The sequence below is a fragment of the Labrys sp. E2SS-1L genome, assembly GCF_057073705.1.
In genome coordinates this window covers 3,936,278-3,954,277 of record NZ_CP172712.1, presented here as the reverse complement: position 1 = coordinate 3,954,277, position 18,000 = coordinate 3,936,278, and the positions used below count along the sequence as shown (strand labels likewise).

The 18,000-nt window shown below is 61.5% G+C and carries 32 protein-coding genes; 13 read left to right on the top strand and 19 right to left on the bottom strand.

The window, feature by feature from the left end:
• Nucleotides 1-10 precede the first annotated feature (10 nt).
• Nucleotides 11-223, top strand: coding sequence for a hypothetical protein (locus ACIGJE_RS18435; protein ID WP_483678307.1), 213 nt, complete (start codon nucleotides 11-13; stop codon nucleotides 221-223).
• Here the strand turns inward: ACIGJE_RS18435 and ACIGJE_RS18430 are convergent.
• Both ACIGJE_RS18430 and ACIGJE_RS18425 read right to left on the bottom strand, forming a co-directional pair.
• The gene (locus ACIGJE_RS18430) at nucleotides 201-485 is read right to left on the bottom strand and encodes a hypothetical protein (protein ID WP_483678305.1); all 285 of its coding nucleotides are present in this window, start codon (nucleotides 483-485) and stop codon (nucleotides 201-203) included. The genes ACIGJE_RS18435 and ACIGJE_RS18430 overlap by 23 nt on opposite strands.
• Complete coding sequence (locus tag ACIGJE_RS18425; RefSeq protein ID WP_483678303.1) at nucleotides 485-823, bottom strand: hypothetical protein; 339 nt, start codon at nucleotides 821-823, stop codon at nucleotides 485-487. The genes ACIGJE_RS18430 and ACIGJE_RS18425 overlap by 1 nt, the downstream gene beginning before the upstream one ends.
• 46 nt (nucleotides 824-869) lie before the next feature.
• Here ACIGJE_RS18425 and ACIGJE_RS18420 point away from each other — a divergent pair, with 46 nt between their 5' ends.
• Nucleotides 870-1,208, top strand: coding sequence for a hypothetical protein (locus ACIGJE_RS18420; RefSeq protein ID WP_483678301.1), 339 nt, complete (start codon nucleotides 870-872; stop codon nucleotides 1,206-1,208).
• 18 nt (nucleotides 1,209-1,226) lie between these two features.
• Here the strand turns inward: ACIGJE_RS18420 and ACIGJE_RS18415 are convergent, their stop codons facing one another.
• The 16 genes from ACIGJE_RS18415 to ACIGJE_RS18340 form a co-directional block, all read right to left on the bottom strand.
• Entirely contained in the window at nucleotides 1,227-1,655 is a 429-nt protein-coding gene (locus ACIGJE_RS18415) for a hypothetical protein (RefSeq protein WP_483678300.1), read from the bottom strand.
• A 9-nt stretch (nucleotides 1,656-1,664) separates the two neighbouring features.
• Nucleotides 1,665-1,883 carry a hypothetical protein gene (locus ACIGJE_RS18410; RefSeq protein ID WP_483678298.1) on the bottom strand — a complete coding sequence of 73 codons (219 nt, stop codon included), beginning with the start codon at nucleotides 1,881-1,883 and terminating at the stop codon, nucleotides 1,665-1,667.
• Nucleotides 1,880-3,121 carry an HNH endonuclease gene (locus ACIGJE_RS18405; RefSeq protein WP_483678297.1) on the bottom strand — a complete coding sequence of 414 codons (1,242 nt, stop codon included), beginning with the start codon at nucleotides 3,119-3,121 and terminating at the stop codon, nucleotides 1,880-1,882. The genes ACIGJE_RS18410 and ACIGJE_RS18405 overlap by 4 nt, the downstream gene beginning before the upstream one ends.
• A gap of 2 nt (nucleotides 3,122-3,123) precedes the next feature.
• Nucleotides 3,124-4,536: a replicative DNA helicase gene (locus tag ACIGJE_RS18400; RefSeq protein ID WP_483678295.1), complete on the bottom strand. Its 1,413-nt coding sequence runs from the start codon at nucleotides 4,534-4,536 to the stop codon at nucleotides 3,124-3,126.
• The gene (locus ACIGJE_RS18395; RefSeq protein ID WP_483678293.1) at nucleotides 4,533-4,745 is read right to left on the bottom strand and encodes a hypothetical protein; all 213 of its coding nucleotides are present in this window, start codon (nucleotides 4,743-4,745) and stop codon (nucleotides 4,533-4,535) included. The genes ACIGJE_RS18400 and ACIGJE_RS18395 overlap by 4 nt, the downstream gene beginning before the upstream one ends.
• Nucleotides 4,742-5,887: a DNA-methyltransferase gene (locus ACIGJE_RS18390; protein WP_483678291.1), complete on the bottom strand. Its 1,146-nt coding sequence runs from the start codon at nucleotides 5,885-5,887 to the stop codon at nucleotides 4,742-4,744. Before ACIGJE_RS18390 ends, ACIGJE_RS18395 begins: the two co-directional genes overlap by 4 nt.
• Nucleotides 5,884-6,201: a TSCPD domain-containing protein gene (locus ACIGJE_RS18385; protein ID WP_483678289.1), complete on the bottom strand. Its 318-nt coding sequence runs from the start codon at nucleotides 6,199-6,201 to the stop codon at nucleotides 5,884-5,886. The genes ACIGJE_RS18390 and ACIGJE_RS18385 overlap by 4 nt, the downstream gene beginning before the upstream one ends.
• Nucleotides 6,198-6,731: a GcrA family cell cycle regulator gene (locus ACIGJE_RS18380; RefSeq protein WP_483678288.1), complete on the bottom strand. Its 534-nt coding sequence runs from the start codon at nucleotides 6,729-6,731 to the stop codon at nucleotides 6,198-6,200. The genes ACIGJE_RS18385 and ACIGJE_RS18380 overlap by 4 nt, the downstream gene beginning before the upstream one ends.
• Complete coding sequence (locus tag ACIGJE_RS18375) at nucleotides 6,731-6,889, bottom strand: hypothetical protein (RefSeq protein ID WP_483678286.1); 159 nt, start codon at nucleotides 6,887-6,889, stop codon at nucleotides 6,731-6,733. The genes ACIGJE_RS18380 and ACIGJE_RS18375 overlap by 1 nt, the downstream gene beginning before the upstream one ends.
• The gene (locus ACIGJE_RS18370) at nucleotides 6,886-7,419 is read right to left on the bottom strand and encodes a hypothetical protein (protein WP_483678284.1); all 534 of its coding nucleotides are present in this window, start codon (nucleotides 7,417-7,419) and stop codon (nucleotides 6,886-6,888) included. The genes ACIGJE_RS18375 and ACIGJE_RS18370 overlap by 4 nt, the downstream gene beginning before the upstream one ends.
• Nucleotides 7,416-7,961: a hypothetical protein gene (locus ACIGJE_RS18365; protein WP_483678283.1), complete on the bottom strand. Its 546-nt coding sequence runs from the start codon at nucleotides 7,959-7,961 to the stop codon at nucleotides 7,416-7,418. The genes ACIGJE_RS18370 and ACIGJE_RS18365 overlap by 4 nt, the downstream gene beginning before the upstream one ends.
• Nucleotides 7,962-7,969: 8 nt before the next feature.
• Complete coding sequence (locus ACIGJE_RS18360; protein WP_483678282.1) at nucleotides 7,970-8,521, bottom strand: hypothetical protein; 552 nt, start codon at nucleotides 8,519-8,521, stop codon at nucleotides 7,970-7,972.
• A 9-nt stretch (nucleotides 8,522-8,530) separates the two neighbouring features.
• Nucleotides 8,531-8,902 (bottom strand): helix-turn-helix domain-containing protein, encoded by a 372-nt coding sequence (locus tag ACIGJE_RS18355; protein ID WP_483678280.1) that lies wholly within the window; start codon nucleotides 8,900-8,902, stop codon nucleotides 8,531-8,533.
• Nucleotides 8,899-9,315, bottom strand: coding sequence for a hypothetical protein (locus ACIGJE_RS18350; RefSeq protein WP_483678278.1), 417 nt, complete (start codon nucleotides 9,313-9,315; stop codon nucleotides 8,899-8,901). Before ACIGJE_RS18350 ends, ACIGJE_RS18355 begins: the two co-directional genes overlap by 4 nt.
• A gap of 174 nt (nucleotides 9,316-9,489) precedes the next feature.
• Complete coding sequence (locus ACIGJE_RS18345) at nucleotides 9,490-9,645, bottom strand: hypothetical protein (RefSeq protein ID WP_483678277.1); 156 nt, start codon at nucleotides 9,643-9,645, stop codon at nucleotides 9,490-9,492.
• A gap of 82 nt (nucleotides 9,646-9,727) precedes the next feature.
• Entirely contained in the window at nucleotides 9,728-10,021 is a 294-nt protein-coding gene (locus ACIGJE_RS18340; RefSeq protein ID WP_483678276.1) for a carph-isopro domain-containing protein, read from the bottom strand.
• Here ACIGJE_RS18340 and ACIGJE_RS18335 point away from each other — a divergent pair.
• The 11 genes from ACIGJE_RS18335 to ACIGJE_RS18285 all read left to right on the top strand — a co-directional run bounded on the left by ACIGJE_RS18335 (nucleotide 10,010) and on the right by ACIGJE_RS18285 (nucleotide 17,747).
• Nucleotides 10,010-10,816 carry a LexA family transcriptional regulator gene (locus ACIGJE_RS18335; RefSeq protein ID WP_483678274.1) on the top strand — a complete coding sequence of 269 codons (807 nt, stop codon included), beginning with the start codon at nucleotides 10,010-10,012 and terminating at the stop codon, nucleotides 10,814-10,816. The two genes, ACIGJE_RS18340 and ACIGJE_RS18335, sit on opposite strands and share 12 nt — an antisense overlap.
• Nucleotides 10,817-10,989: 173 nt before the next feature.
• Nucleotides 10,990-11,466: a hypothetical protein gene (locus ACIGJE_RS18330; protein ID WP_483678272.1), complete on the top strand. Its 477-nt coding sequence runs from the start codon at nucleotides 10,990-10,992 to the stop codon at nucleotides 11,464-11,466.
• Between the two features lie 1,054 nt (nucleotides 11,467-12,520).
• Nucleotides 12,521-12,883, top strand: a complete 363-nt coding sequence (locus tag ACIGJE_RS18325) for a hypothetical protein (RefSeq protein ID WP_483678271.1) — start codon at nucleotides 12,521-12,523, stop codon at nucleotides 12,881-12,883.
• 5 nt (nucleotides 12,884-12,888) lie between these two features.
• Nucleotides 12,889-13,326, top strand: a complete 438-nt coding sequence (locus ACIGJE_RS18320) for a hypothetical protein (RefSeq protein ID WP_483678269.1) — start codon at nucleotides 12,889-12,891, stop codon at nucleotides 13,324-13,326.
• Nucleotides 13,327-13,336: 10 nt separating this feature from the next.
• Complete coding sequence (locus ACIGJE_RS18315; protein WP_483678267.1) at nucleotides 13,337-13,615, top strand: hypothetical protein; 279 nt, start codon at nucleotides 13,337-13,339, stop codon at nucleotides 13,613-13,615.
• Nucleotides 13,602-13,808 carry a hypothetical protein gene (locus tag ACIGJE_RS18310; protein ID WP_483678266.1) on the top strand — a complete coding sequence of 69 codons (207 nt, stop codon included), beginning with the start codon at nucleotides 13,602-13,604 and terminating at the stop codon, nucleotides 13,806-13,808. The genes ACIGJE_RS18315 and ACIGJE_RS18310 overlap by 14 nt, the downstream gene beginning before the upstream one ends.
• A complete protein-coding gene (locus ACIGJE_RS18305; protein ID WP_483678264.1) occupies nucleotides 13,805-14,881 on the top strand; it encodes a hypothetical protein in 1,077 nt (358 codons plus the stop codon). Before ACIGJE_RS18310 ends, ACIGJE_RS18305 begins: the two co-directional genes overlap by 4 nt.
• Nucleotides 14,882-14,892: 11 nt before the next feature.
• Complete coding sequence (locus ACIGJE_RS18300; RefSeq protein WP_483678263.1) at nucleotides 14,893-15,801, top strand: YqaJ viral recombinase family protein; 909 nt, start codon at nucleotides 14,893-14,895, stop codon at nucleotides 15,799-15,801.
• Nucleotides 15,802-15,842: 41 nt separating this feature from the next.
• Nucleotides 15,843-17,054: a hypothetical protein gene (locus ACIGJE_RS18295; RefSeq protein WP_483678261.1), complete on the top strand. Its 1,212-nt coding sequence runs from the start codon at nucleotides 15,843-15,845 to the stop codon at nucleotides 17,052-17,054.
• Nucleotides 17,051-17,434, top strand: a complete 384-nt coding sequence (locus ACIGJE_RS18290; RefSeq protein WP_483678259.1) for a hypothetical protein — start codon at nucleotides 17,051-17,053, stop codon at nucleotides 17,432-17,434. Before ACIGJE_RS18295 ends, ACIGJE_RS18290 begins: the two co-directional genes overlap by 4 nt.
• A complete protein-coding gene (locus tag ACIGJE_RS18285; RefSeq protein WP_483678258.1) occupies nucleotides 17,427-17,747 on the top strand; it encodes a hypothetical protein in 321 nt (106 codons plus the stop codon). Before ACIGJE_RS18290 ends, ACIGJE_RS18285 begins: the two co-directional genes overlap by 8 nt.
• A 5-nt stretch (nucleotides 17,748-17,752) precedes the next feature.
• On the opposite strand, the gene ACIGJE_RS18280 is transcribed toward ACIGJE_RS18285, so the two are convergent.
• Nucleotides 17,753-17,998 (bottom strand): DUF982 domain-containing protein, encoded by a 246-nt coding sequence (locus ACIGJE_RS18280; RefSeq protein WP_483678256.1) that lies wholly within the window; start codon nucleotides 17,996-17,998, stop codon nucleotides 17,753-17,755.
• Nucleotides 17,999-18,000 lie beyond the last annotated feature (2 nt).

Below are 18,000 nucleotides of genomic sequence, written 5' to 3'. Positions count from 1 at the left end.
GGAGGCCGCCATGTCTGACGACGACCGTGACGTCATGAAATCGATGATCGAGGCCAATTCTGCCGCGATCGAAGTGCTGGTGCTGTGCCTGGAGCGCAACGGGGTGCTGGAGCGCGGGCAATATCCCGAAGCTTTGCGCGAGCATATGGAGGTCAACTTGGAGAAGATGGCGCCGATGGCCCTGGCTCTGCTCGCAGACATCAGAGAGAGCCTGTTGCACTGACGATAGGCTGCTCGTCCTCGACGGGCACGGCCTGCAGCCCGAAGGCATCAAGCCAGTCATTCCAAGCCCTTGTCAGGGCGCGCTTGGCCGAGGCGATGCTCTTGACCTCGCCGTAGCCCTTGGAGATCCATTTCGTGTGCACGGCGTTGATCTGGTAGACGACGACGCCGTCATATCGCTGGACAACAAGGCCGACGACATGGCGACCGCGCATCACCCACCAGCCGCCGTCGGGCTGCTTTTTCCAGTCGAGTTGCGACATCAGCCTCGACCTCTCTCGCGGAACCACTCGCAGACCTGGCAAGGCCCCATCGTGCAGCGCCAGCCGTTCGCCCGCATCGCGCTGAACAGCCGCTGGGCGACATCGGGCTTGAACCAGTACCGATTCCAGCACCAGTTCCCGACCCAGTCATGCGAGCCGAGGATTTCGAACTGGCGCCGGTGGATGCGGATCCAGCCCTCACCGACCGTGAAGCGGAAGCCGTTGAGGGTAGGGGCCTCGAGCTCGGCCTCGCCCAACGTCGCTTCCGTGACCTGCCCAGCGAATAGGCCATTGTCGGGATCGTTGCAGGCGAAGTCGACGGCGATGCGTGCTAGCATTCCTCTCTCCGCGCCGAACCCAGGCTTGCAGCCGAAGAGGGGCCTCGTGACAGCCTCATCGAGAATGATCGTGCCGCCTCGACGTAAGTTTCGCTCCATGGAGTGGAGCATTGCGGCGCTGTACACAGAGGCTGCCGACATTGAAGAAGCTCTTGGCCTAACCTTCCAAATGCGAAGCGAGGACGGTTTGGGCACTTTCCAGTCGATGTTCGGCGAGTTTTGCTATGGCCGTTGGTCGACGATGTTTGAAATTTCGGCGAGCCCAGCGAATTTCTTCGAGGTCCAAGTCGAGTCCGAGGATGCAAGCGAGGAGTTTGCGCGGACGTTCCTCTCGGTGACCGGTTTGGATCAATTTCGGCATATGCTGACCACGAACTGGCCATGACTTTCGTGAGCGGGCCCATCACCGCACCCCCTTCACCAGCTTGCCCAGGAACCGCCGTGACGCCTGTCTGTCCTCGGTGATCGCCTTGACCCAGAGCGCGAGATAGGCGCTGACGCTGAGCCCGGCTTCCTCGGCCATGGCGAAGAACTCCTCGGCTGGCTTTGCGCTGGAATGGCACCTCAACAACCTGGTGCCGCCACGCCGGCCGAAGGGGATTCCGACACGCTCAGCGATGCGCCCGACACGCTGCGGGGTGATGTTCATGATCGTCGCGATCTGACGACGTGTGTATCCTTCGCCTCGGAGGGTGAAGACCTGAAGGCGGGCTTCGCGAGATGACTTAGCGCGTTCGGCCGCTGCGGATTTTTTATCACCCGTATACTTCGCGATTTCAGCGCGGTGCGGCTTGCTCGACGAGGCGGGTTTGGGGGACTTGGTGGCGGTCATCGTGGCACCTCAGAACGGGATGAGATCGCGGTTGATCGTGGTGAATTCGACCGGGTCCCGGACCTTGGCGAAGGCGAGCGCGGCCAGGACAAAGAAGCTCTGACCCCGGTTCTGTTCGGCCAGGCGCTTGGCTTCTCTGGCCGCGTCCTCGTAGCTCGCGTGGCGGTGCTGCGGGTTGTGGCCGTTGGGGTTCCAGACGAGGTAGAATTCATCGCTGTCGGCGGTCATGCGGCTTCTCCGGGGCGGGCGCGGCGTTGACGCTCCGCGGCAACTTCGGCGCGGGCACGTTCGAGGATTTCGGGGGTGATCTTGGTTCCGGGGGTGCCGGGTCCCGGCGAGTTGAACGGCCAGTCATCGCCCCGCTCGATGTACCGGCAGGCCATCTGGATCAGGTGGCGCTCGGTCAATTCTGGCTTTGCTGCTTCTTGGGGCGGAGGCTCGGCCTTAGGCGGCGTCGTGGCGCCGTCGGTGATGATCTTGGCGTAGTAGGCCCAGGTTTTGCCCTTGCGCCCGGCGGCCTTGGCGGAGCGCAGAGCCGGCAGCACGTGACGCTCCAGCGACCAGCCCGCTTCGATCAGATCGGCGATGGGGCCGATGACGAAGAGACCAGGGGAGGGGTCCTTTTCAATTCCCGCTGCTTCCCGGCATCTGATTTCGAGATCTTCAAGCAGCGCAGCCTGCGACGCGCGGCCTACAGGCTGCTGCTGTTCAGGATTTGGTTCTTTCCTTTCCCTTCCTAGGTCCAGGTCCTTTCCCTCCAAGAGCCCTCGCGAAGTTTCTCGGAGGTTTCGCGAGAACTCCTGTTGAGCTTGGCTTGGGAGGGAGCCGGCAGCAGTGAGACGGGCGGTGACGAAGGCAAAGGCCGTGCGATTTCGGCGGGCGCAGTTGCAGCCTTCGCAGCTCAATACGAGATTGGCCTGATCCGAATTGCCCCCTTCGCTCTCCGGATGGAAATGGTCTAGTTCCAGGCCTGAAAAAGCGACCCACGCCCCCGGTTTTCCGGAGCCAAGGCGGGGCCAATAGATCTGGCCTGGCTTGCCACAGAAGTAGCAAGTCGCCTCCTTTGTCTCGCCGGGATCGCATCCATATTTCAGGGCGACCTTCCGGCGACTTTCGGCAGGTATCGAGAGCTTTCGCGAATTCTCGCGAAGAATTCTGCTCTTTGACGGTTTGTCGACCCGCTGGTGTGCAGTCCATTTCTCGATGACGAGGTAGCTGCTTCCATCATCGTTGAGCATGCGGGTTAGGCGACCTGCCGCGATAAGAAGATCGATCCTCGCCTGAACATCGTCGACATCCTCGCGAGGCATAATCTCCATGGCGAGGCGTTCTGGTTCGTCGGGGAGTGCCCCATGGTCATCTGCGGCAGTCCACATTCCGATATAGAGAAGACGGGTGAGTGCATCGAATTGAACCATAAGACTGTCGGTCCAGAATTCGGGCTTGATGGTGCGGATCCTGGCCACGGTCAGTACCTCGTCTTATCCTCGACCGAGTTCAACGAGACGTCGCACCAGAAATGGCGGGTCCCGGTCGGGCCGAGGCGGTTCTTGTCGATGATGAGTTCGAAGTCGTTCTTGATGCGGAGCATCTCGTCGAGCGCATCCGGATCGTCGGCTTTGTATTTCGCCGTCTTCTCCAGGTAGTAGGCGGGCCGGTAGAGGAGCCCGACGCAATCGGCGTGCTCCTCGATGTTCCCGGATTGCCGGAGGTCGGCCATGGTCGGCCGCTTGTCCTCGCGCCCTTCGACACCGCGGTTGAGCTGGGCCAGCATGACCATGGCGACGCCGAGCTCCTTGGCGAGCGTTTTGCCGGCGAGAGCGAGCTCGCCTTGCTCGATCGTGGCGTTGCCCTTGTATCGGTCGGTCACCTTGAGGAGGCCGAGATAGTCGACGAAGACGACCTTGAGCTCCTTGCCGACCTTTGCGAGCCGCTCCTTCTGCAGCCGGGCCCGGGCACCGATCTGGGCCATGGAGAGACCGCCGGTGCAATCGAACCGGAGCGGCCATTCCTCCATCCGCAACGCAGCTTCTGCGACGCGTTCGTGGTTGTGGTCGTCGACCTGGCCGGTGAGGATGTCGCGATAGGTCAGCGGGCTCGTGGAGCGGGCGAGATCGGCCGCGATGACGCGCGCCGCGGTCTCCTCGTCGTCGATCTCCAAGCTGAAGAACATGACGCCGTGGCCGGCTCTGGCGATGCGGCGGGCTTGGGCCAGGGCGAGGACGGTCTTGCCTTGCCCGGGGCGGCCGGCCTGGACGTAGAGGCGGCCTGACCTGAAGCCGCCGCCGATCGCCTTGTCATATTCGGCAAGGCCGGTGCTGACGACGGACTCGGACTTGCCGGCACGGATCTCGGTGATGCGCTGGGCAACCTTCTGGGCGGCCTCGCCGACGGTCGCCGACTTGTCCTCGCTCTCCTGGGTGTCCTCGCGAAGCCGGTCCAGCCGCTTCCAGGCCTCGTCGAGGGCTTCACCAGTGGTCTTGGCGTTGTCAGGCGCGGCGCGGAGGTCTTCGCCGATGGCGGCGATTTGGCGGGCGACGAATGCCTCCCTGACGGCCCGGGCATAGTCCCTGGCGCCGATGACCGTTGTAGCTTCTGCGGCGAGGCGGATCAGGTATTGCTGGGTCCGGATGCCGGGGGCGACCTCGATATCCGGCAGGGCCTGGCGAAGTGTGATCGCGTCGACTTTGATCCCGTCGCGGATCTGCCGGCCGATGAGGTCGAAGATGGTGCGGTGCAGGGGCTCATAGAAGTCATCCGGCTTCACGACGTCGGCGACGGCGCCATAAGCCTCGTTGTTCAGCATTATCGCGCCGAGCATTGCCTGTTCGGCTTCGATGGAGGCGATGGGACGGGGCGGAGGAGGTGTCATCGCGTTCATGCCAGACCTCGCCGTGCCGTGCGGATGAGCTCTCGCATTTCGTCCTGCACAGGCATGATCGCCTCGAGCGTGGCCTTGGCGGCTCCTGCATCAGCGATGATCATGTTGACCTCGGACGGCCGAGCGCCTTCCTTGCGCAGCGCCTGGGCGCCGAGCTTGATCAGGCGATCGAGGGAATAGATTTGCCGGGACAGGGGAACCGCACTCATTCAGCGGCCTCCAGGGTCACAGCAGAGCCATAGATCCGCCGGCGCGCCATTTCGGCGTATCCAGGGTTCAGGTCGATCAGGGTGCAGTCGAGCCCGAGCTGTTCGGCGACCAGGCCGACGGTGCCGGCGCCGCCAAAGGGATCGAGCACGCGCCCGGGCTGGCGCGGGATGGTCGAGCACATGCCGCCGCAGTCTTCGGGAAGTTGGGCGGATCCGCAGAGGCTGCACGTCGTCAGCGGCACGCCGGCCCTGATGCAGCGTTCGGCCAGGGCAGGGGGAAACGTCGCAAAATGCGCCTCGCGGAAGGCCTTCGGGGCTATCTTCCAGACGTTGCGAGCGTTGCGCCCGTCGGGGCTCCCAACCGCCTTCTGCTTCCCGATCTTAGTGTGTGAGCCGGCTTTGTTACGGCGATCGTCTAGCCGAAAATGCTTACCGCCCTCGCGCGGCGCGGCTGTCAGCATCTTCTTTTGATCGGATAGGCCGCTTACAGACGGCTCTCTAATTGCCAGATGATTATAGTAATAGTCCTCACCCTTGGTGAGCAGCCAAACCTTCTCATGCGCCACGGTCGGCCGATCGTAGACCGATTCCGGCATCGGATTGGGTTTGTGCCAGATGATCTCCGATCGGACCCACCAGTCATCATCCTGCAGGGCGATGGCGAGCCGGTTCGGGATCATGCAGAGATCCTTCGGCTTCAGATAGCCGCCGGCAACGACACGGCCACCATGGGCGGCAGCGATCGAGCCCTTGTTCGCGGTGCCACCGACTCGGGCGGTCTTTTCGAAGTTCGGCACATAGATCGGCCCGACCGTTGAGAACGGCTTGTCGCGGAATGTGCGATCGTCGGTGCCCTCGGCCTTGTAGGCGGCGGCTGACTTCCCGTTCGGCGCCGCGGCGTAGCAATCGCCATAGTTGAGCCAGAGCGTGCCATGACGCTTCAGCACCCGGCGAACTTCGCGGAAGACATCGACCATCACGGCCAGGTGCTCGCCAAGCGTGCGCTCGAGGCCGATCTGACCATCAACCTCATAGTCGCGCAGGCCCCAATAGGGCGGCGAGGTCACGACGCAATCGAAGGATTCCGCGGGTAGTAGGCGGAGCTGTTCGCGCACGTCGCCGATGAGGAACTCGACCGTCAAGCCAGCACCCCCTCGATACCGGCTACGACGGACCCAATCACCGTCGCCGGCTGGTCTGCGTCATCGCGCGTCAGGGCATGCCCGATCGTCTCCAGCGGGCAGCCGTATTGCAGCGCCAGGCTCAATAGGATGGCGCTGTCTCGGACCAAGTCCAGGAGGGGGCTCTGCGGGCCGGAGACAAAGACCTCGCGGACATCAGTGGAGTCGCCGTCGCCGCCGATCGAGACGGTGAAATGCGAATGCTTGCCGCCAATGCCGTGGTCGACACTAAATGCCAGGCTCGGTCGCCGATTGGGGAGAACATGTCTGTTCACACCGCGGCCTCCAGATGGGCTTGGCGCTCGGCCGGCGTTCCGGTGCCGGCGCAGAGCGAGGCGTGATGCTTGCAATAGGAGCCGTCGAACTTCGGCTCACCGCAGTAGAACTTGCGGTCGACCGGCTCAGGTCCATTGAAGAGAGGAAAGCGGCAGTGCAGGCGGCCCAGGTCCAGGATCGTGCGCGGACCGAAATCAGCCGAGCGAGGGGCAGGCGCCGGCGGGGCGATCCAGATCGAGACCTTTTCCGGCTCGCGCTGTACAGGAGGCTTCGGCTTGACCGGCGCCAGCGAGATACCCGGCTGCCTGGATACGGCGGATCGGGCGGTCGCCGCAGCACGCGCGGCTTGTGGTGTGCCACCGGCCTGGCCGAACCTCTTCGGCGGGGCAAATGGGATACCGAGGCGGTGTGCTTTGCCGCAGACAGAGTTCCGCGTCGTGCCGAGGGCCACAGCGATTTCGCTGGCGCTCTTCCCTTCCAAACGCAGGCGCTTCATGGTGTCGATAGCAGTGTCATCCCAAGCGAACATCAGGCGGCCCTCGCTGCAATCAGCCGGGCCTCGGCCTTGATCTCGGTGAGATGCCGCTCGACATCGCTCTCGAAGACGAAGAGCGCGATGGCGATTTCGGTCGTGTTCTTTCCAGTCAGCCACAGCATGGCGGCTTCCTTGATCTGTTCGGTGTTCATGCAGCGGTCCTCAGTTCGGCGTTCCAGGTGTGCAGGAAGCGGCCAAGGGCGGTGTCTGGAATTGCGATTGGGGCAGGGCGATCCTCGAGCGCGGCCCTGAGGCGCTTGATCTCGTCGCACGCGGTGCCGAGTTGGATCTCGTGACTGGCGGAGGCCACCAAGCGATCCGACAACGATCGGATCTCGGCCTTTAGGGCTTCGTCGGCCGGTGCTGGCGCCTGCTGGCTGGTGACCGGCTTCTTCGCAATCTCAGTGAGTTTGGCGCGAAGATCCGAGACCTGGGCCTGGAGTTGCGCGATTACCTTGGCCGAGGTCTTGTCGACTGCCGCCGGCGGTGCAGACAACTGGGCGACGGCCTCATCGAGTTCACGGTCGCCGGTGGGCTTGTGCCGAGCGGTGTAAGCCGCGCTGAAGAGCTGCGTGGCATAGCCCGTTGTCGTCATGCCGGCGGTGCGGGCCAGCTTCTGCAGGCCGATATAGACCCGGCTGTCGACCGTGATGTTCACCTGCGATTTGGGGTAGGTGGTCATGCGCAGAGCTTCCATTGCAGCTTGGCGATTGCCGCCAAGGCATCGGTGTCGTTGAATTTCGCGATGTGCAGGACGCCGTAGAGCCAGATGCAGTAGGCATCGGCCTCGTTGTCGTCCTTGGGCTCCAGTCCCATGCCGCGACAGAGTTGAAGCGATTTCGCCTTGGCCTGCTTCGAGGGCAGATTGCCGGAGCCAAGGATTGCAGACTTCCAGGTGCCCCCGTGCACTTCGATGCAGCGGATTGCGCGGAGTTTGGCGGCGCCCTTGATCACGAAGTCGGCGCCCAGGGCGAGCCGTGCCGATGTCTGATCTCGGCTCGCTTCCGGCGGCAGGGCGGCTTCGAGGGCGATCAGGTCGGGCTTGTAGACCGACAGGACTTCCGGCAGCCACTGGATGACGGCGGCTGCAGCTTCGTCGAGGGTGGCGCCCTCCCATTTCGCGAAGGACTTCGACGACAGAGTCGGACGTTCGCCAGGCCTGCCGAAACAGATCCCGGTGCGAGCCTTGCTGAAGTCGATGCTTAGAATGGAGGGCGCCGCCATGTCCGACCTCAATGTGCGGTAGCGGGTTCTTCGCCGGCGAGGGCGGAGAGCGCATCGGCGGGCTTGCTCTTGGCAGCAGCCTTGGCCGCAACCGCCTTCTTGGCTTCGGCGACCTCGAGGGCAGCGTCGAATTTCTCCTTCGCCTCGTCGAGCGGCATCGCGTTCTGCATGAAGGACGGACGGAGATCCTTGTCATCCTCCCTCTCTTCGTCGCCGTCATCGTCCTTGATCATGTCATTCTGGATCTTGGTCGATGCGCGGTCGAAGAGGTTGCCTTGGTCGTTCCAACCCATGGCCTCGAAGAGGAAGACCACCTCGTCCATGACGGATTGGCGCTTGAGATCCTCGCCAAGCCGGTCGAGCTTCCCGATGAACCCAAGGGCAATCGGGCTGAGACCGGTACGTTCCTTGAAGGTTCGGGCGTCGCGGCCGGCCTGACCGGTATAGCTGGCCTGCTGATCCTTCAGCCTGCCTTGTTCCCGATAGAAATCGACGATCTCCGAGCGCTTGATCTTGATGACGCGCTCGACGCGCTGCTTCTTCTTCCGGCCGCGGGCCATGGGGCTCTCCTATCGGTTTGCGGTTGGGGATTGGGGAGAGGAAGTGCGCCGTTCGGTCCTGCGAGCATGCAAGGCATCGAACTGGGCCTGGATGGCGGCGCCTTCCTGGCGATCGGCTGCGTCCAAGATCCATTCGGGCGCGGATGGGATGACTGCGGCGAGCAATGATGGGCCGTAAGCCAGCATGAGCTTGAGGACTGCGGTCCCGTTTGGAGTCGTCTCGCCAGAAAACCACTTGCTTACGGTGTCGACCGGCAGACCGGTTCTTTCGGCAACCTGATGAGCGGGTTTGACCGGATGCCGGGACCGCAGAAATTTGCACATCCGGTTGGTCAGGTCGGCGGGAGTGCCCAGGGAGGCATTACGCAGAGACAGGTTCATTGCGCCCCCTCGTCGAGGTCGTTCAGCGTCTGGCGAACCGTCTCAATCGCGCGCACCACACGGCCCAACGTGCGGTCATCCGCGCCAGCGCCCATCCCCAGAAGGAGGTTCTTTTCATGCTCGAGGTGCTCGATCTGGCGTTGAAGGTCGGAATAGGCATAGCGAAGGAGTTTCCCGCCGAGGTCGAAGCTGACGGACTTCACTCGCTGCCTAATGATGTTTGAAAGCGTGCCCGGGCCGATCTGAATGCGTCGGGCAACCCGGGCCAATGCGATGTCGAATGGGACGCCGGAGCGGACTTGTTCCCGCTCCACGGCTCCTTTCCCGACCAAGGCAAAGTTCTCGACAGTGGACATTTCACGGCTTTCCGGGGCTGACAGATTTTGTCTGGAATCCTGGCTGATCATGCTCATCGCTTTGTGCTGAATAGGGACCAGCACAGGGACAGCAGATACGGAGGCCCAGACGGTTACGGCGATGCTCAGGCGACGACTTGGCGGTGGACGCCAGAGCGAAAGGAAAAGGCCGGGCCGCTGAGCGGACCCGGCTAGTGCCGTCGCAGGGAGGGGGATATGCGACGGGAGATTTCATGAAAGCCACCGCGTGGCGAGGCCGATCAGACCGGCTACGACGAGCCCGATGAAGATCACGGCTGACAGTGCGACGACACGATTACCGCCGGCGAGCGGCTCGGCGAGCACGTCGTAATCGGGATCAATGCCGGGATCGTCGGGCTGCTGCATCAGGCGCGATCCTTCATCAGGTTGCCGAGAGCGCTGGCGCCGAGGAAGGCGACGGGGAAATAAAGAACGAGGACAGCCCAGATCATGCGGCGGCCCCTGTCTTGGAAACGGCAATTTGTCGTGCCAACTCGTTAGCCGCGAATATCTCCTCCACGCTCAGCCCGCTAAGCTCGACAATGGCAGGCCAATACCGATCTGGAATTCCAGAAGTGGGCCATTTGTAGATGGCCCATTCCGAAACAGAGCCAGAAAGATGCTTTGCGATGGCTCTCGCGCCACCAGCGGCTTTGATGATTGCTTGGAGGTTTGGAATTTCTGTAGCCATAGCTACAAGGTATTGGAATTTAATTCCAGATGCAAGGGGTTGGAATTCCAACCTCTCGAATTTCCATTTCGCTATCGTGACCCGATGAAATGGCACGAGCGACTTGCCGCCGGCATGGCGAAGTTAGACATCAATATGCGCGAGCTCAGCGATCGAGCCGGCGTTCCATATGATCGTGTTAACAAATGGCTGCGAGGTGACGTCGATAACCCGCGTGGTGATGGTGTCGCCAAGATCGCGGCGGTCATCGGAATGTCAGAACAAGAGTTGAGGTACGGGAACTCGCAGGGCGCGCTCTCCGGTTCGTTTGATCCTGACATCGTCGAACCAGATCGGCCATTCGAAGCGGAAGCGCCAGAAGCGATTGATCCGGATGCGCCGCCGAAGATCCCCCCCAATGGAATTGTTGAGGTAGATTCTCGTGCCGGCATGGGTGGGGGCGGCCAGATCGCGCACGCCTATTACCGTGCCGGAGACAAGGTTGAGACACGAGACGCGGTGAAACCTGATGCCTGGGTCTTTCCGCCATGGTTCTTACGTGGTCTTGGCGCAAAACCCGGGGATCTGCTGATCATTGAAGCCAAGGGCGACTCCATGCGACCAACGATAGCGCCAGGTACGCCATTGATCGTTGACACGCGACATAAGACACCATCGCCCGATGGCATCTACGCCATCCGCGATCGCTGGGGCGACATCCAGGCTAAGCGTATTGAAACGTCAAAGATCGTGGGTGACGACACCGTCAAAGTAATTAGTGATAACGGAGGTTATGCTCAAATCGCGCGCGGGGAGGATGAGCTGCAGATCGTCGGGAAAGTTGTGGCCGGTTGGCATTTTTTCTGATCAACAACGAGGGTATGGCGCGAACGACGCCTGGCCGCTGATGGATCATTTCACGCAATTGTCACGCACCTAACGCGACCCATCTTATCCAGCAGCCTGGGAGAGTTGCTGGCATGGTGCAGAAGAACAAGACCAAAGGACGCGATATCAGCGCCGCATCGGTGTTGACTTAAATGGCAACAATGCATAGCTTGGTGCAAGCTGGATTAATTATTCCTATCGATGGTGGCTTGGACCCGGATGAACAGCCCGAGCGCATGCTTTATGCGTTGCCGCATGTTATTGAGTGGCTTGATCACGTTCTCCCAACGTTAGAGCCGTTCGATGCGGGCGGTATATTATCACCGCTCCAGCAGGTCGATGCTTTGTTCCGCGATTTTGTGAGCGGATTAGATTTTTCACTGTATGAGCGTTCCCATTCAATGGTTCCCGAGGATGCAGGAGTTTGGGAATTGAAAACCACAGATGTCCGCATGTTTTGCTGGGCATATAGAAAAGGCATTTTTGTGGTTGGTAACATCGATACCATGGACAGGTGCAAGGAGTACCAGCTTTATGCTGGATATAGGGACGATGTGGTGAGGCGTCGGGGGCAGTTGGATCTTGATCCTCCGCCATATATTCAGGGGAGATATGACGATGTCCTTTAGCTTAAATATCTCCCCGAAGGATCGCGTCGCGGGTCGCTTCATGAATGAGGTGAGAAGCCAGCTTTTGGCTGCCGCTTTGGATGAGAAGGAGAGCTCGGGCGTCACTCAACAGGGCATAGCGACCAAATTGGGTGTGCATCGCTCGTTCATCACTAAGCTGCTTAAAGGCAATGAGAATCTAACGCTGAGAAGCATTGCCTACATAGCATGGGCATTGGGATTGCGACCTAGATTCTATTTAGAAAGGCCCGTTCTCCGCAAAGGGCAGAATCAAGCGGCAGACGATGTCGGGTCGCCTGTTGCTGGAGCAGGTGGAATGTCGGCAGTTCAGTCGCCGTCTGTGCCGCCGCCGGTTTCCGCTCAAGCTGGAACCGCTTCAACCTTCCCCCCAAACTTTCCAGCCACGCCATTCGGTGGAATGTCGAGATGACAGAACGGCAAGCGTATGTGCTCGTAGGTGATGAATTCACGTTTACATTGACAGGAAAGGCTAATCTATTTGGTATATATCACCAAGATATAGTGATAAATACCCCTGAATATCGAATGCATCAGCTTATATTTTTCTTCACCGTGTATACAACTGTTAGTAATCCGTTTAAGTCTCTTGAATTTATTATTGATATACCAGCGAGCGATCCGTTTCGGTTGCCTATTCCAGAGCAGTCTTTGAATTTTCAGGGGGGACCTTCAGATTACTCTAGGATGGTATTCCGGCAGCCTATTATTTATCCTCACCCGATTTTGAGGCCCGGACGCATCGGAACGCACGTCGTTCATGAAAGTGGCGTTATTGATTCTGGCGGCCTTTGGATTCGATACGTACCCTAAGTTTGGCTGCCTTATTCGCCAGCATCCGAAATAATGCGAAATTGTTCAACCCGCCCAAAAGGCGGGTTTTTTATCACCCGCCTCCGAAATTCCAATTTCCAAAAGTGTACCCAAATGGGGGTTGACGCCGGCATCTATTGGAATTAAATTCCAATAGATGCCGGGCATGAACGGGACGCGGCGCCAGCGATCCCGCCTCACAAACCCAACATGGATCGCACAGATGCCTCACCTCATCACCAAGACCTGCTTTGGTCGCTATGGCGTCACTTTCGACGAGTGCGCCGCCTCGCTTACCCGCAAGGATATCGTCGAGCGCTTCATCAACGGCGAGTTCGATCCCAGCGATAAGCGCGGGCAGGGGCTCTTGCAGGTCCTGGAGATCGATCCGGCCGTCGGCGCCTGCAAGGACGTCACCAAGGCGATCTGCCAGGAGGCGGAACACTACATCGCGGCGAACGAGCTGCACTGTGACGGCAATCGCCTGCGCCTGATGCAGGATTACAAGGTCGTGGACGCCTGGGTCTCCGAAATCGTCGAGGGCAGGTGGCTTGAGGCCGCTCCGGCCCTGGTGGCTGCGGAGTAACGGCGATGGGTGAAACGCTTGGTATTTGCGAAGGTGACGTCTGCAATCGTTCCGGATGCTGCGGCAGTATCGAATTGCGCCGTGCCGAGAATTGCAGCTGCCACCTCAGCGCTCCGTGCGGTGCCTGCACTGCGCCGCGCCATTTCTGCGCTGATTGCGGGTGGGAAGAAGCTGACGATCCCGTCGAGTACACCTTCAACGACCATAAGGTCACTGAAGACCGAAAGACGGGGCAGTGGCTCTCCTATAAGCCGCGCGAACTTGATCCAACCAAGATTGACTATCGCACCCGTGAGCACACGCATTTCTCGCAGATATGCGAGGGCGTCTATCCGGAAGGCACGACCTCGAGAGAAGTCGAGGATCGCGTCAAAGGCACGTTCGGCGGCCGCTTCCTGAGCTTCGGCGGCGGGACGTTTCGATACGTCGCATACACGGATTGAGGGGGAAGCCATGACCGGCCCGCTCGCTCCCAACTTCCGCCCGATCGGCGCCGCTGCACAGGCCGTGGTCGCCCGGGCCCAGTCCGTCCGCGATATCGGCGATTTCCTGGCCGTGTCGGGTGTCGACCTCGACGACGAGGCGAAATGCCTGGAACTGCTCACGGTTCAGAAGGGGCCGGTCCCGGCACTTCCCTTCGATCCGGCCGAGGTTCTGGCCTGCTTCGATGACGCCTTGGAGGGCGCCAGGGCTCGCCGCCGGCAGATGGAGGCCAGCCATGCCTCCGTTTGATCAGATCCGGGCATGGCTCGACGCCTACTTCGCCCATCGGGTGGCCAAGAAGACCGCCCGCATCCGGGCTCAGCGGAACGAACTCATCGCGAAGCGTCGGATCGCAAAACGCCAGCACCGCAACGTCAGCCAGATCGACCAGCAGCTGACGAAGCTCCTCCATCAACAGCTCAAATTGGAAAACCGTCTATGAGCGTCACCGCTTTGCGCGCCGAGGCGCCAGAAACCCCCATCGCGCTCCTCATCGAGGAGAACCCCGGCATCGTCCTGCAGGAGCCGGCCAAGCTCGCCGCGCTCTATGAGAAGATGAAGGCCGACATCGCCGCTCATGTCCCCGAACTCTCGACGGAGAAGGGCAGGAAGGCGATCGGGTCGCTCGCCTATAAGATCGCCCGGACCAAGACTGCGATCGATGACGCCGGCAAGAAGCTGAACGAGGACCTTCGCAAGGAGATCAACGTCGTCGATGCCAAGCGGCGCGAGATCCGCGACACGCTCGACGGAATGCGCGACCAGGTCCGCAAGCCGCTCGATGACTGGGAAGCGGCCGAGGAGAAGCGCGAGAACGACATCGGCGAGCTCCGTTCCTACTTTCAGAGCGCACGGATTCTGCAGGTCGGCACCACGGCTGCGCAGATCGCGGAACGGATGAATGAGGTCCGCCAGAAGGAACTGCCGGCCGACGATGTGCTCCGCGATGCCAAGCCGGAAATCCTCGAGCTGCGCACGCTAGTAATTTCGGACCTGCTCGATGCCCGCACCAGGACCGAGAAGGCCGAGGCCGACGCTGCCGAGCTGGAGCGCCTCCGCGACGAGCAGCGCAAACGCGAGATCGAGGAAATCGAACGCCAGGCCGCCGCTGATGCGGAACGTCGTCGCGTCGAGGCCGAGAAGGTCGAACAGGAGCGCCTCGCCGCCGCTGCAGAGAAGGCTCGTCTCGACGCCATCGCCGAAACCGAGCGCAAGGCCCACGAGGAGAAGGAGGCCCTGGAGCGCAAGCACAAGGCCGAACTCGACCGGATCGAGCGGGACCGTAAGGCCGAGGCCGACCGGATCGCCCAGGAGCAGGCTCAGCAGGAAGCCGAGGCCAGGCGCATCAAGGCCGAAGCCGATCGCAGGGCTGCCGACAAGGCCCATCGCGCCGAGATCATGCGCGCCGTCAAGGAGGCCCTGATGGAGGCCGGCGAAATCGAGGAGGCCTCCGCGAAGCAGATCGTCATGGCGCTCGTCGGCGGCTCCATCCCTCACACCACCATCACATTCTGAGGTCAGTTCCGATGATCGAAACCATCGAAATCACCAGCCGTGAACAGTGGCTTGCTGCCCGCAAGAAGGACATCACGGCATCGATCGCTGGCGCGCTGCTCGGCGTCCACGACTATACGACCGCATTCGAGATCTGGGGCTCCAAGACCGGCCGGATCAAGGAGGACCAGGAGGATACCCCGGCGATGAAGCGCGGGCGTCTCCTTGAACCGGTCGCGTTCCAGCTGATCGCCGAGAAGCACCCGGAATGGGCGCTGACGCCCCCCGGCATCTATCTCCGCGATACCGACATCCGCATGGGCGCGACCCCTGACCTCTATGTGGACTGCCCGCAGCGCGGCCCCGGTGTCGTCCAGGTCAAGACGACAGCCGACCTGATCTTCAAGCAGAAATGGCGGGATCCGAGCACGCACGAAATCGTGCTGCCGCTCTGGATCGCCGTGCAAACGATGATCGAGACCGAACTCTCTGGCCGCGGCTGGGGCGAGGTTGCCTTGATGGTCGTCGGCATGGGGCTCGATCTCTACGAGGTCGAGGTACCGCTCCACGCCTCGGTGATGAAGCGTGTCCACGAAGCGATCAAGGCGTTCTGGGAGCTGACCGACTCCGGCCAGCCGATGCCGCCGGACTATGCCCGGGACGGAGCCAACATCGCCCGAGTCTTCGATCAGGGCAATGAACCGCCGATCGATCTCTCTGGCGATAACCGCTTCGCCGAACTCGTCGACCAGCGTTCCGACCTCAAGGAAGCCGAGAAGGCCGCCAAGGCAAAGCTCGAAGAAGTCGAGGCCGAGATCAAATTCAAGCTCGGCAATTCCTCCATCGCGATCTGCGGTCCGAAGACCGTGACCTGGAAGCTCCAGAAGCGCGCCGGCTACTCGGTCAAACCGACCGAATTCCGCGTCCTCAAGGTCGCCTGACTGGCGTCGACCACCAATCCCACACCTCAAGGAATCCTGCAGTGAACGAGATCGTCACCACTAAAACCGTAACCGGGACGGAACTGGAGTTGCCGAGCGGGTATGGCGAGAACGCCAGCCTCGCTGTCAGCCTTGCCCGGGCTGAAGTCGACCAGCAGATCGCCACCTCCCGCGCCTTGCCGCGCAACCTGACGCGGGTTGTCGGCAACATCCTGACCCTGGCAACTCTCGACGAGCAATCGGCCGAAGAATGCGTCTATGCGCTCCCCCGCGGCGGAAAGCCGATCAAGGGCCCCAGCATCCGCCTCGCCGAGATCATCGGGTCGCAATGGGGGAACTGCCGCATCGGTGCCCGCGTCGTCCATGTCGACCGCTTCGAGAAGTTCGTCGAGGCGGAGGGCGTCTTCCATGACCTCGAAACCAACACCGCGACAACCGCCCGCGTCCGGCGCCGGATCTCCGACAAGAGCGGCAAGCTGCTCACCGATGACATGATCGTCGTCACCGGCAATGCTGCCTGCTCGATCGCCAAACGAAACGCGATCCTGGGCGGTGTCCCGAAGGCGGTCTGGCGCAAGGCTTATGATGCCGTCGAGCAGGTCATCGCCGGCGACATCAAGACCCTGGCCGAGCGCAAGGAACTGGCGTTCAAGGCTTTCGCCGCATTCGGCGTCAAACCGGAGCAGTTGTTCGAAGCCCTCGGCATCGCCGGCGCCGATGACATCTCGCTCGACCACCTCGCCACGCTCACCGGCATGCGCGCCGCCCTGAAGAACGGCGAATCCACCGTCGAGGAAATGTTCCCGAAGCAGCCGGTTCCTCAGGCTGGCGGCGCGAAGGGCTTGACGGCGGCGCTCGATAAGCTGGGCGAGGGCGGCAAGGAGAAGACGGCCGAGACGAAGCCCAAAGCCGAGAAGCAGGAGAAGCCCAAGGATCCTCCGCACGATCCTGAGACGGGCGAGATCAAGGACGAGGCGAAGGCTGATGCCGGCTCGGCAACCAAATCGACCGATCGGGAAACCGAAAAGGCCACGGTGGCAACCGATAGCGCGGAATCGGCAACCGAACACGACAACGACGACCTGCCTCAGGACGAGACCCTCCTCGACCGCGCCCGCGCCAAGGCCATGGAAGGCAGCAAGCCGTTCCGGTTCTGGAAGGGAAAACTGACCGAGGCCGAGATGGCCGAGCTCGAGCCGCACCTCAAGGCTCTGGATCAGGCTGCCAAGCAGGCTGACGGGGGCGCAGCATGAGCATCGGCATCATCGAAATGGCGCTTGGGGCCGAGAAGGAGAGCGTGAGCTTGCCGGTCCCCGAGGCCCAGGTCATGACGTTGCGCGAGGTGTTCGCGCGCTATGACGGCGGCTGCTTCTTCAAGGCCGGAGATCTTGTCACTCCGCGCAAGGGGTACAACCACTCCAACGAGGGCATCCCGCACATCGTGCTGGAAGTCGGAACGCCGCCTTGCGGGCCCGTAACGCCGGCGAGCCTGAGGGAGACACATTCCACCGCCTTTGGTCGCCGCCTGGACATGCGCATCGCCGGTCACGATCGCGACGGCGATGTCTCGGCCTGGTGGGTCGAGAGCTGGTGCTTCGAACCCTGGACCGGGGAGGGCGCGGCCAATGGGTGAGTCTCCCATTCCTCGCCGTTACCGGCTCCTGTCCGACGACCCGATCGCATTTCGAGCCGCGAAGCGCCCGGAACTGCATGTATTCGAGGGCGATGTCCTCGTCTGCATCACCACCAGCAAGGAATACAGCCTTCGGATCATCGAAGCACTCACCGCTGCGGATCAGCGCGTCGCCGGCGCAGATATCGAGGACTTCCGTATGAAGGCGGCTGGTCAGGCTTTCGGCGCTGCGACGAAACGGAAATTGAAGGCAGCGATTCAGGCATATCTCAGCGCCAAGCCGCCATTGGATGACATGGAGGTCGCTTTTTGATGACCTCACTGCATCACATACATGCCGGCCTCGTCGCAGGCTTCAATGAAGGCCTGCCTCGCCATTTCGGTCGGAACTTCGCCCTCCATGGCGTCGAGGCACGCCTGGCGTGCAGCGTCATAGGCGGCGCCGTTTTCCATCGGCCATTGGTGCAGCAGGAACCGGGCTGCCTCCTCGGTGCTGGCGATGATCCGGTACTGGCCGACTCCAGTCTCAAACCTGACCGGCATGCTCCAGATTTTGACGTCCATTG